The 12,254-nt window shown below is 66.9% G+C and carries 10 protein-coding genes and 1 tRNA gene; 8 read left to right on the top strand and 3 right to left on the bottom strand.

From position 1 onward, the window contains the following. Positions 1-223: 223 nt before the first annotated feature. Together GQS65_RS16830 and GQS65_RS16825 are read right to left on the bottom strand one after the other, a co-directional pair. A tRNA-Glu gene (locus tag GQS65_RS16830) sits at positions 224-298 on the bottom strand. A 137-nt stretch (positions 299-435) separates the two neighbouring features. Then, positions 436-2,403, bottom strand: coding sequence for a 3-hydroxyacyl-CoA dehydrogenase/enoyl-CoA hydratase family protein (locus tag GQS65_RS16825; RefSeq protein WP_158205787.1), 1,968 nt, complete (start codon positions 2,401-2,403; stop codon positions 436-438). A 120-nt stretch (positions 2,404-2,523) separates the two neighbouring features. Between GQS65_RS16825 and GQS65_RS16820 the strand changes: the two genes are divergently transcribed. Next, positions 2,524-3,678, top strand: a complete 1,155-nt coding sequence (locus GQS65_RS16820; RefSeq protein ID WP_158205786.1) for an acyl-CoA dehydrogenase family protein — start codon at positions 2,524-2,526, stop codon at positions 3,676-3,678. Between the two features lie 69 nt (positions 3,679-3,747). Here the strand turns inward: GQS65_RS16820 and GQS65_RS16815 are convergent, their stop codons facing one another. Then, positions 3,748-4,989: a hypothetical protein gene (locus GQS65_RS16815; RefSeq protein ID WP_158205785.1), complete on the bottom strand. Its 1,242-nt coding sequence runs from the start codon at positions 4,987-4,989 to the stop codon at positions 3,748-3,750. A 261-nt stretch (positions 4,990-5,250) separates the two neighbouring features. Between GQS65_RS16815 and GQS65_RS16810 the strand changes: the two genes are divergently transcribed. The 7 genes from GQS65_RS16810 (at position 5,251) to GQS65_RS16780 (ending at position 12,137) form a co-directional block, all read left to right on the top strand. Beyond that, positions 5,251-6,507, top strand: a complete 1,257-nt coding sequence (locus tag GQS65_RS16810; RefSeq protein ID WP_158205784.1) for a geranylgeranylglyceryl/heptaprenylglyceryl phosphate synthase — start codon at positions 5,251-5,253, stop codon at positions 6,505-6,507. Between the two features lie 114 nt (positions 6,508-6,621). Continuing rightward, positions 6,622-8,130 carry a hypothetical protein gene (locus GQS65_RS16805; RefSeq protein WP_158205783.1) on the top strand — a complete coding sequence of 503 codons (1,509 nt, stop codon included), beginning with the start codon at positions 6,622-6,624 and terminating at the stop codon, positions 8,128-8,130. A 72-nt stretch (positions 8,131-8,202) separates the two neighbouring features. Further along, positions 8,203-9,120, top strand: coding sequence for a hypothetical protein (locus GQS65_RS16800; RefSeq protein WP_158205782.1), 918 nt, complete (start codon positions 8,203-8,205; stop codon positions 9,118-9,120). Positions 9,121-9,201: 81 nt separating this feature from the next. After that, entirely contained in the window at positions 9,202-10,311 is a 1,110-nt protein-coding gene (locus tag GQS65_RS16795; protein ID WP_158205781.1) for an NAD-dependent epimerase/dehydratase family protein, read from the top strand. Continuing rightward, positions 10,308-10,724 (top strand): hypothetical protein, encoded by a 417-nt coding sequence (locus GQS65_RS16790; RefSeq protein ID WP_158205780.1) that lies wholly within the window; start codon positions 10,308-10,310, stop codon positions 10,722-10,724. The genes GQS65_RS16795 and GQS65_RS16790 overlap by 4 nt, the downstream gene beginning before the upstream one ends. Positions 10,725-10,896: 172 nt before the next feature. Then, on the top strand, positions 10,897-11,487 hold the full coding sequence (gene cysE, locus GQS65_RS16785) for a serine O-acetyltransferase (RefSeq protein ID WP_158205779.1): 591 nt from the start codon (positions 10,897-10,899) through the stop codon (positions 11,485-11,487). Positions 11,488-11,570: 83 nt separating this feature from the next. After that, a complete protein-coding gene (locus GQS65_RS16780; protein ID WP_233265172.1) occupies positions 11,571-12,137 on the top strand; it encodes a DNA-3-methyladenine glycosylase family protein in 567 nt (188 codons plus the stop codon). Positions 12,138-12,254: the final 117 nt, after the last annotated feature.

Below are 12,254 nucleotides of genomic sequence, written 5' to 3'. Positions count from 1 at the left end.
TACCGAACGGCGCAATCGCTCGTCGGTTCGGCTCCACGAGAACCACCCGTGGCGCGTTTCTCACTTCGTCCGAGAAGTGCTCGGTACGGGCGTCTGCTCGTCGGAGTACTCCTCGCAGACTGCTCGGTACGGGATTTGAACCGCGGTCGCTCACTGGCGTTCGCTCCCTGATCCAAATCTCGACGCTGTGCGTGTTTCTTCGTCACTCTGTTCCTCAGAAACATGCTCGGTACGGGATTTGAACCCGTGTCATCGGCTCGAAAGGCCGAAATGATTGGCCGGACTACACCAACCGAGCTTTCGCTTCGCTCAGCTTCGAGCCCCACGTCGCTTCGCTCCGTGGGACGACCGAGCTACGGTTTCACCTGCGACCCAGCCACTGATAAAGGCTGTTGTTCGGGACGCGGCTGTCACTTCCTGACAGCCCCGTTCAGGTCACTTCCCTTCGAACTCGGGGTCGCGGTCCCCCATGAACGCGGTGATACCCTCCATCAGGTCGTCGGTACCGAGCAGGTGGCCGAACGACTGGGCTTCGAGTTCGAGACCGGCGTCGGGGTCCTCCCAGCCCTTGAGCATCGCGCGCTTCGTGAGCTTCTGGGAGACCGGCGGGCCGCCTGCGAGCTTCGCGGCCAGTTCGTGCGCCTTCTCCTCGAACTCGCCGAACGGGACGACGTCGTTGACGAAGCCGTAGTCGTACATCGTCTCGGCGTCGAAACGCTCGGCGGTGAACACGATCTCCTTCGCACGGCCGAAGCCGACGATGCGCTGGAGGCGCTGGGTGCCACCCCACCCCGGAATCAGGCCGAGGTCGTGTTCGGGGAGGCCGAGTTCCGAGCGGTCGGAGGCGATGCGCAGGTCCGCACAGGCGGCGAGTTCGAGGCCGCCACCGAGCGCGAAGCCGTCGATGCCGGCGACGACGGGCAGCGGCGACTCTTCGAGTTTGCCGAACGTCTGCTGGCCCTTCCGGGAGAGTTCGATACCCTTCAGCGGTTCGGCGGAGGAGGCGAACGCGCTCACGTCCGCACCCGCGGAGAACGCGCGGTCGCCCTTCCCCGTGATGAGGATGGCACGCACGTCGTCGTCCTCCTCCAGCACGTCGACGGCTTCGCCGATTTCGTCGAGCATGTCGGCGCTGATGGTGTTCATCCGGGCCTCGCGGTCGAGGACGATCTGACCGACCATGTCGCCGGGATACTTCAACGAGACGGCGGAGAACTCGACGGACTCCTCGTCGTCGCCACCGTAGAACCCGCCCTCCTCGGCGGCCTCACGGAGGCCGTCCGAAACCGCGTAGCGCTCGGCGTCCTTCTCCTCGTGGAGGTCCTCGAGCGTCTCGACGAGTACGTCGAGGCCGGCGTCGTCGGCCATCTTCGCGGGACCGTCGGGGTAGCCAGCGCCGAGCATCACGGCCTGGTCGATGTCGCGGGGTGGCGCGACGTCCCCTCCGACGAGGTTGCCGACCTCGTTCGCCATGATGGCGAGCAGACGGTGTTTGACGTCTTCACGGATCTCGTCGGTCGGGACCTGTGCGCCCTCGCCGTCCTCGTAGTCGTAGAAGCCCTTCCCGGATTTCTTCCCGTAGTTCTCCTCCTCGACGACCTCTTCGAGCAGCGGTGCGGGGGCGTACGCCTCACCGAGCACCTCGTGCATGTACTCGAGGACGTGGTAGGTGACGTCGTTGCCGACCTGGTCGCCCAGTTCGAACGCGCCCATCGGCAGGCCGATGTCGTACTTGACCGTCGAGTCGACCTCGGCCATCGTGGCGTCCTCCTCGGAGACGACCCAGCACGCCTCGTTCATCAGGGGGACGAGGATACGGTTCACGATGAACCCAGGCGTGTCCTTGCGAACGCGGACGGGCGTCTTGCCGAACGCCTCGGCGAGGCCCTCGATGGCTTCCAACGTCTCGTCGGCCGAGTGTGCACCGGAGATGACCTCGACCAGCTGCATGCGCACGGGCGGGTTGAAGAAGTGCATCCCACAGAACTGCTCGGGACGCTCGGTGGCCTCCGAGAGGTCCGTGATGGACAGCGAGGAGGTGTTCGACGCGATGATGGCCTCGTCGGGGGCGTGGGCCTCTACCTCGTCGAAGACGTCCTTCTTGATGTCCATCTTCTCGGGGACGACCTCGATGACGACGTCGACGTCCGAGACGGCCTCGCTCATCTCGACGAGCGGCGTGATGCGGTCGAGGGCGGCGTCGGCCTCGTCCTCGCTCAACTGGTCGTTCTCGGCGAGTTTGCCCAGCGACCACTCGATTTGGTCGTAGCCGTTCTGGACGAACTCCTCGTTGATGTCACGAAGGTTGACGTCGTAGCCGGCCATGGCCGCCACCTCGGCGATACCGTGGCCCATGTTGCCAGCGCCGAGCACGGCGATGGTCTGGATGTCGTCGGAGTCCATAGACAGTCGTGACTCTGCCGGTGCCCTGTTCAACGTTTCCCATCCACCCCGCAGAAACTCCTTACCCGTTGGAAATCGTCGGGAAACGGTTATGTGTGCCCCTCTGCGAGGACGAATGTCATGGACTATCAACTCAGCGACGAGCAGAAACAGATCAAAGAGGAGGTCCGCCGCTTCGCGGAGAACGAGATCGCGCCCGTCGCCCAGGAGTACGACGTCGAGGAGAAGTTCCCCCACGAGGTGCTGGAGACGGCCGCCGAGATGGGTCTGACCGGCGCGAACATCCCGATGGAGTACGGTGGTGCGGGCTACAACGCCCTCGAAACCGCCCTCATCGTCGAGGAGATGTTCGCCGTCGACCCCGGTATCGCCCTCTCGATTACGGCGACGACGTTCGGGTCGGACGCCATCATGGAGTTCGGGACGGAAGAACAGAAAGAGCAGTACCTCGAACCCGTGGCGATGGGCGAGGCCATCATGGGCGCGGCTATCTCCGAACCCGACACCGGTTCCGACGTCTCGTCGGTCTCCACGACCGCCGAGAAAGACGGCGACGAGTGGGTCCTCAACGGCAACAAGATGTGGATCACCAACGGCTCCGTGGGGGATTTCTTCGTCGTCATGTGTAAGACCGACCCCGAAGCAGAGGGCCGCTACAACGGCTTCTCTCAGATCGTCGTCGAGTCCGACCGCGACGGCTTCACCGCCGAGAAGATCACGGGGAAACTCGGCATCCGCGCCAGCGACACCGCGGAACTCATCTTCGACGACCTGCGTGTCCCCGAGGAGAACCTCGTCGGCACGCGCGGCATGGGGTTCCTCCAGCTCATGCAGTTTTTCGACGTCACCCGGACGATGGTCGCCGCGCAGGGCGTCGGCATCGCCAAGGGCGCGTGTGACCGTGCGCTGGAGTACGCCAAGGAGCGCGAGCAGTTCGGCAAGCCCATCGGCGACTTCCAGGCCATCCAGCACAAGCTCGCGGACATCCACACCCGCACCGAGGCCGCCCGTCAGCTCACCTACAAGAGCGCGTGGTCGGTCGACAACTCCGACGACCAGTTGACGACGCTCGCCTCGATGGCCAAGGAGTACGCCTCCCGCGTCGCCGTCGACGCCGCCAACGAGTGCGTCCAGATTCACGGTGGGGCGGGCTACGTCAACGACTTCGACGCCGAACGCCTCTACCGCGACGCGAAGATCACGCAGATCTACGAGGGCACCACCGAAATCCAGAAGAACATCATCGCCCGCGAACTGCTGGGGAAAGGCTTCTAAGCCACGCGTTTCGGTCCCACGAACGCTTCGGTGGTCGAATACGTGTCTTCCGTCGGAACGGCGTTCGGGTCACTCGCGGCTTCCGGGCAGGCTCTCGGGGGCACCCGAGCGCAGGATGTACTCGACGGCGATACCGGTGAGCGTCGAGTCTGAGGCCGTCGCGGCGGCCTTCGCCGCGTCGAGGTAACGGACCGCGATGTCGACGATTCGGTCGTAGGCTTCGCCGTCGGAGTCGGCGAGCCAGTACTCCGCGGTGGCGGGGGTCAGCTGTCGGTCCGCCAGGTCCTCGGGGAAGTCGTCGACGTCGTCGAGCCATATCTGTGCGCCGACGATGGCGAGGATGATGGACTCCTCGAAGCCGGCGTCGATGTCGATACCGACCGCCCGGTACATCTCGATCATCCCCGCGTAGATGACGCCGACGCGACCGTACTGGGTCGTGAAGTACGGGAGGTCGCCGTGTTCGGGGGCGAACAGCGGCCCGTCGTCGTCGAACGGGGCGTGTTTGTACTCCTCGCGGATATCGGTCGCGGCCGCGTCGGCGTCCGTCGCGGCCCGCTCGGCGATCTCGCGGAACCGGGGGTCGTCGTCCTGGTGGCGTTCGGAGACGGTGACCGCCCGCTCGTAGGCCGCCCTGACCTCGTCGGGGAACGTCTCGAACTGTGCCTCGACGCGTGCCGCCAGTGTCTCCTGGGCGACGACGGCGATTTCGGGCGTCGAGAGGTCGCCCGTCGGTCCTTCGACCTCGAAGTCGTCGTACTCGTCGTCGTTGATGGCGTCGCGCATGTCGCCGTCGAGTAACGCCTCGACGACCAGTTCGGTCATCGCCTCGGCCCGTTCGACCTCGTCGAGGACGGCGGCGTACTGCTCTCGGTACATGCGGAGCCGTCTCCGCTCGTACTCGTCGTCGAAGGGAGAGCGAACGTACTCGACGAGCGGCGTCCTGACGGAGAGCGTCACCGGGTTGAACGCCGCCGGCGTCTCGTCGACCGCTCGCTGGTAGACCCGGCCGAGCGTGAGTTCCGCGGGCAGTGTCAGCTTCGTATCGTAGGCGAACTCGATGGCCGAAGGAGGTTCGTCGACGACGTCCGCGATGGACCGTTCGACCGCCCGGTACGCCGCGGTGAGGAGTTCCTCGACGGTCCGGTCCACGTAGCGCTTGAGCGTGAGCGAGTCGTAGTCGAAGACGCCGGTCTCCGCGTAGTAGCCCAGTACCGACCGGAGAGAGAGGGGGAGGAGGTCGCTGTCCGCGGCGACGCTGGCGACGCGAGCCACGGCCGACCGGGGTGGGGAGTCGACGTGCGTAGTCATGCTACGGAATCACCGAGCGCTCGCAGTGACCGCCCGGAGCGGGTGTGGGGCAGTCGGGTCGGTTCCGATGCTGGTCATACTGGCCGGTGGGTCAGGCCCCTAATCAACGCTCCTATCTCCGGAGTGGTGAGTGTCGCCCCGGCCGACGAGCGTCGGTGTACTCGGACGACACGGAAGCGCCAGACTCTCGCTCACCCTCCGTCGGTGGGGGCGTGGTCGGTTTCGGGGCTGTTATGTGTGACACTCGCGCTTATCGCACCAATGACGCGTGACAGCTCCGTTCTGGGGGTGGCCCGGACCGTGGGGGGTGCGGTCGGAATCGCCGGCCGTCACCTGTTCAGAGTCGACTCGAACCCCGTTCCGAGCGAGTGGTCACACGTGACCAAGGTCGACCCGGAACCGGAGAAGCTGCTCCCCGTGTTGTATCCGCTCTACCTCCAGCACACGGACGTCCTCTCGGTCGGCGGGTCACGGAGCGTCGACCAGCGGACGACGGAGGAGACGTTCCACCTCTTGGAGTGGACACCGAAGCCGACGATTCACGAACCCAGCGGCGCACAGCACGTGAGTTCGACCACCATCGAGAGCGCGACGTTCCTCGCCGTCCCCGAGGTGCTCAACGGCGACTCGAACGCGCTCGTCGGCACGCTCGGCGAGGGGATCGAGTACATCCGTGAGTCGCTGGCTCCCGAGACGCTCGACGGCGTGCTCCCCCGCTGGACACCCGACGCCGTCTCGGACCGACTCGCCGACTTCCTGACGTCGTGGCTGCTCCACGAGGCGGTGTTCGAGGCCTACATCATCCAGAACCCCGACAGCGCGGCGGCGCGGGAGGCCAACGTCACCGCCTCGGACTGCCTCACCGTCGAGGAGGCCCGCCAGCGGGCGATGGCCGCGGAGCGACACCTCGAAAGCGAGATTCTCTACCTCGAATACTCCGGGACGTTCGGCGGCGAGGAGGCCGCGGCGACGCTCGACGCGATCCGGGACGCGACGACGTGGTCACGGCTCTGGTACGGAGGTGGTCTCGACTCGCGGGAGAACGCACGGGCGATGCTGGCGGCCGGCGCGGACGCCGTCGTCGTCGGTAACGTCTTCCACGACATCGCCGCCGCCGAACGGTCCATCTGCACGCGAGCGGCCGACGACCTGACGGCCGATGCCGACGAGGCGGCGGTTCGGGAGTGGGTCGACCGGCACGTCGACGTCGACGCGTTCCCGGCGGTCCAGTATCTGGAGACGATACCGTCCGTCGACGACCCGGCCGAGACGGCGCGGGCGTATCTGGTGGCCACCGTCGCCGTCTGGATGCACGTCCTCGACGACGGCCCCACCCCCAGCGAGTCGCTCCCGGAGCGGTATCGTTCGGTCGCGGGACCGACCCACGCCGACGGTGACGACGACGTGAGGGTCGACGAGTACCTCGACGCGCTGACGAGCGCACTGTCTCGGGCCGACGGTGGGCCGACGGGGGTGCCGGTCACCCACCTGAGCATCCACGACGTCGTCGACGGCTGAGTCCGAGCGACGACGGACGGGCCGGTCGCTCGTGGCTAGAGCGCCATCGACCGCCCGAACCGGCAGTGGCGACGACGCGTTGTTATATATGCTATCGTATCACACTGTCCGGTGATGGACGAAGACGAGCGGTCCGACGGAGGGGTCGTCGCCTCGTCCACCCCCCGCTCTCGGGAGCGAAGCGGGTCGGGGTGGCATCGAGGTACCGACTCGAACCCGACGTACCTCCACCAGTTCTGTCCGCTTCCGGCGGCTCTGGGAGGTGAGTCGGACGAGCGGAACGAGCGGGACCACAGGGAGCTGTTCTTCGAGTTCGATGGGGAGGGGCTACCGGTGTTGAACCGGGTTCCCGTACTGGAGACCTGGTCGGACCTCGCCGCCACAGCGTATCGCTACTCGCCGCTGGTGGTCCTCGGCCTCGCGGTGGTGCTCGCCGCGTTGCCGGAGTTCTTCGAGGTGGGACTCGCCCCGCTGTCCGAACTGCCGGTCTTCGACAGGGACGTCGACGGCCTCGCGGCGAACGAACTGGTGCTCGTCGGATTCGGTCTCCTCTGGTTGGTCATCCTCTGGACGTTCTCGAGACTCGTCGACGACCGACCGGAGGGGCCGCCCGTCGCACAGTTCGTCGTCTACTACTCCGGTGCTCTCCTGCTGGTCCTCGCAACCGCGTACTCGGTGTATCTCGTCGTCAGTGGCACACACACGGAGTCACCGTCGAACGTGCTCTACGCCTCCGCGTACGTCCTGTTGCTGTATCTGGGTGGGCCGCTCATCTACGACGGGATGTTGCGGACGTACACCCTCCTGGAGACGCTCCCGACGAACGGGCACCTCTCCGAGGAGTACGCCGGAGCGTATCGGGCCAGTCTGGACGACCTGAAGGCGGCCACGACGTCCCCGAAGGTCGTCCTCATCGCGGTGCTGTTCGTCGCGCAGTTCCTCTTCCTCTACGCCCAGGGGAACGGCCCGTTCAACACCGGGTCGCCGGTCACGTACGTCGTCGTGTTCCTCGGGAACCTCCTGATAACCGTCCTAGCGGTCCAGTTCGTCCTCCTGATTCGGTTCCTGCGGCGACTGTTCGACGATTCGATGGGCGACCCGACGCGCGAACGGCCGACGCCGGTCGGCGGAGACGACGACCTGCCCCTGGAGGTGATTCCGCTCTCGTACAGGCCCGACTCTCTCGACTCGGCGGGCGGGTTCGAGGACTTCGGGACGTTCGCAACGCGAGTCAACACGATACTCGTCCTGGCGCTCGCGTACCTGTCGTATCGACTGCTCGTTCAGGGGTTGCGGGACCCGCTCGTCACCGAGAACGAGTTGCTGTGGATGCTCAGCTACTGGCTCCCGGTGTTCGTCTACGTCGTCGTCCTGGCGCTGTGGCTCTACCTGTCGTTCTGGACCATCCACAAGAAGATGGTGCGGGAGAAACGCGAGTGCATCCGACGAGAGATCGAGGGGAACGACGACCCGCGGGACAACCTGGAGGTCATCGCGGCGTACGAGGAAGCCCCGGAGTGGCCCATCGGCGAACAGGTTCTCTTCTCCGTCGTGGCCATCGACATCGTGTCCATCGGACTCTCGGCTCTCGGACTCGGGACCTCCATCGTCCTCAGCATATGACGGGGCGTCGAGCGACCGAGCGGGGGCCGAGACGACCCAACGGTTTACGTCACCGACGGTGAACGACGACCAATGACACAGGTCGCCCGGCAGTTCGGTGCCGTCGTCGCCGGCAGCGTGGTCATCGCAACCGGCTCGGCCGTCGTCGGACTGATGGCGTTCGACGGGAGCGTGGGGTGGGTGACGCTCGGGTTCGCCCTCTTCGTGCTCGGCTACGCACTGTCACAGCGAGGGGCCGACTCGGGCGTCCCCACCCGTCCGAGCGGCGACCGGAGGGCCGTCGAGGTGGTCGTTCGAGGGGGCCTCGTCGTCGGCGGTGTCGTCGGTATCGCCTGGGGGGTCACGCAGTTCTCCCTGACCGTCCTCGACCCGAGTCTCACGCGTGCAGCGGTCGCGGGAGTGAGCAGTATCGGCGGCTACATCGTCGCCCACGTCGGGGTCAACCGCGACGGGTTGGGAGGGTCGTTCTTCGAACCGCTGCTGGACTCGGTCAGGGGGGTCGGTCGCTCCCCGGCCACCGAGGAGGACATCTCCCGACTGCAGTGGGCCGGGTTCGGTGCCGGGATGCTCCTCACCTCGGCGTCGCTCTCGTCGGGGTTCATCTGGGCCTGCGGTACGCGCTGTATCGAGGACGCCGTCGTCTGGTCGCCGGGACGACAGGGGGCGCTGATATTCGCCGCGGCGTTCGCCGGGTGGTGGGGGTATCTCGTCGCCCACCGGTCGGTCGCCGGCAACTGGGTCGACCAGAGCGCACACGGGCCGGGGGCCTCGGCGACTCGGGACGGAACCTCGGACACGACGACGGCCGACTCCCTCTCGACCGTGCGTCTACTCGGCGTCGTCCTCGGACTCGGCGTCCTCGTCGCCGGGATGGTCGTCGGCGTCTTCTACATCCGACAGGGTGACCACCTGCTGACGAACGTCGGCGGCGTGCTCTTCCTGAGCGGGTACGCCATCGCACACCACCTGGAGACGGGGCTCCCGCTCTGACCCGCGGGCTTCCGCCGTGCCGGGGGTGGTCTCGACACGGTGATTTTTACGGTCGCTTGTCATACACCGCCACGAACGGTCGTGGGTCACAAGCGAGCACTCGTCACGGGAGCCTGTGGGTTCGTCGGGAGTCACCTCGTCGAGCGACTGGACGAGCGCTGCGAGAGCTGGGACGTCGTCGCCACCGACCTCGAACGGGCACAGCGACGCTCGTACTACGCCGACGGGACGCTCGAGGAGAGCACCGCTCGACCGCAGCATCGCTACTACGGGGACTTCCTCGAAGAGAGCGGGGCACGGTTCGTCCCGGCGGACCTGACCGACCGGTCGTCGCTGGAACCGCTGTTCGAGGAGTCCTACGACGTCGTGTTCCACACGGCGTCCCTGTTCGACTACTTCGCCGAGCGGGAGACGCTCGACGCCGTGAACGTCGAGGGCGGGCGGAACGTCGGTGCGCTGGCCGCCGCGAACGACGTCGGCCAGTTCGTCCACTGGAGCACCCTCGGCGTCTGTGGCGGAACCGACGTCACCAGGGACACCCCCGCAACGGAGGACGTACCGTACGACCCACACAACCGGTACGGCCGGTCGAAACGACGACAGGAGGAGGCCCTGTTCGAACTCCGAGCACAGACGGACCTGCCGCTGACGGTCCTCCGTCCCGCCCCGATATACGGACCGCGCCACCAGTACGGCATCTACCACCTGCTGTTGCTCTACCGGAAGGTCGGGACCGGACTGGTCTTCCCCATCTACCCCCGCGAGCGACAGTTCCGGTTCCCGTGTGTCCACGTCGAGGACCTCGTCCGGGCGGCCGTCTTCGTCCACGAGCACCGCGAGCGGACCGTCGGCGAGACCTACCACGTCACCAGTGACCCGATTCGACAGGACGAACTCGTCGAGTTCGTCGCCGAGTCGCTGGGACTCCCGCGACGACGCGTGCCGCTCCCGTGGCCGGTCTATCGGACCGTCGCGGGGTGGCTGGTGGGTCTCGCCTCGTCGCTGGAGCGACGCGCCCGCGAGCAGGGGCGAACGCCGAAGTTCCCGGCGTCGATGGCGCGGTACCTGACGAACGACTTCTGGTTCACGAACCGGAAGCTCCGTGAGGAGGGGTTCGAGTTCGTCTACGAGGACCCGCGACACGGCCTCTGGGACTACATCACGTGGTGCAAGGAACGGGGGCTCCTGTGACCCTCGTCAGCGTCTGGGACGTCCCACTCCTGGTCGTCTCGGGGGCGGTGGCCGCGTTCGTCCACCGCCGGTCGCTCCGTCGGGAGCGTCGAAACGCGTTCGCACTCCTGTCGGTGCTCGTCGTCGCCCTCGTCTGGGCCAACGCGGTGGTGGCGAACGCGAGTTCAGTGTCGTACTGGGCCGTCGGTGTTCCGACCACGAACGTCCCGACGGCGCTGGGCGTCGTCTACCTGCTCGCCTACCCGCTGTGGTGCAAGGCCGCCGGCGAGGCGACGTTCGTCGTGTTCGGTCGGAGCGCCGAGCAGGGCGGTCTCCTGTGGGTGTTCACGCTCGTCGACTGGACGGCCTCCATCCCACCGTCCTGGCGAGCGACGAACGAGAACGGGAGAGAGGACTCGGAGACCGACCGGTGACCGTTCTCGCCAGCCTTTTGCCCGCACCGCCGAAACGTCGGGTATGTGCGACAGCACCGGTCGCCGTCGGTCGCCCGCTCACCACTCGCTCGTGCGCCCGTGTTGTCGCTGTTGACTCTCTCCTCGCCCGTTCGCCCGCCACTCGACTACCCCACGACAGTCACCACCCACGATGCTCGATAGAATCCGCGAAGACGTCCACACCGCACTCGACACCGACCCGGCCGCGCAGAGCCGCCTCGAAGTCCTGCTCACCTACCCCGGTCTCCACGCCGTCTGGGGGTATCGAATCGCCCGCCGACTGCTCGATGCCGACCACCCGCTGGCCGCGCGCGTCGTCTCGCACCTCGTTCGCGTACTGACCGGCGTCGAGATTCACCCCGGTGCGACCGTCGGCCGCCGCGTGTTCGTCGACCACGGGATGGGCGTCGTCGTCGGTGAGACGGCCGAAATCGGCGACGACGTCCAGATGTATCACGGTGTCACGCTCGGCGGAGACGACCCCGAACCGGTCGAACGCCACCCGACGCTCGAAGACGGGGTGACGGTGGGAGCGAACGCGACGCTCGTCGGTGACATCACCGTCGGTGAGGGGGCGACCGTCGGCGCTGGTGCGGTGGTCGTCCGGGACGTCCCGCCCGGCGTGACCGTGGTCGGGAACCCCGCCCGACCGGTCTCGGAGAGCGACGAGTCGAGCGACACCGGCGACGACGGGACGGTACCACAGCACCCACCTGCCTCGGAACCCAACGAGGACCGATGACAGACGACGGCGTGACGACCGGCGAGTCCGACGAGGAGACGACCGAACGGACCCCCGAGTCGGTACTACGGAGCGACCCGGTGATGGCCGAACTGTGGGACCGATACGGCCCCGTAGACCTCGAAGCGGCCGTCTACGACGACGAGTTCGAGCGCATCGTCGTGAGCGTCGTCAACCAGTCGGTCTCCACCGCGTCCGCGAACGCCGTCCGCGAGCGTCTCTGGGACGTCCTCGACGGCGAGGTGACGCCCGACTCGATACGCGCCGCGGACGACGAGGCGATGCGCGAGGCGGGGCTCTCGGCGGGCAAGGTGGAGTACCTCCACCACATCGCCGACGCGTTCGACGAACGCGACTACTCGCGCGACGGTCTCGCGGACCACGACGACGAAGCGGTCGTCGACCTCCTGACGGAGATTCGCGGCGTCGGCGCGTGGACGGCACGGATGTACCTCCTGTTCGCACTGGGACGGGAGGACGTCCTCCCGCTCGGTGACCTCGCGGTCCGACGGGCCATCGAGGACCTCTACGACGCGGAGTCGCGCGCCGAGATGCGGGACGTCGGCGCGGCGTGGACACCCTACCGTTCGTACGCGACGGTGCTGCTCTGGCGCTGGTACGAGGACGACGACAGCGCACCCCTGTCCTGAGCCGTCGGCGGAAAAGTCCCACTGCAGCGCTCGCGTTCCGGGGGTTCTCGCTCGCTGCACTCGCTCCGGGCGACGAACGCAGTGAGTCGTCCGTGCTCCCGCTCGCTCCGTTCGCGG

This window comes from Halomarina oriensis (genome assembly GCF_009791395.1).
Lineage (GTDB): Archaea > Halobacteriota > Halobacteria > Halobacteriales > Haloarculaceae > Halomarina > Halomarina oriensis.
Note: the sequence above shows the minus strand (reverse complement) of the source record. Positions and strands in the feature narration are given on the sequence as shown.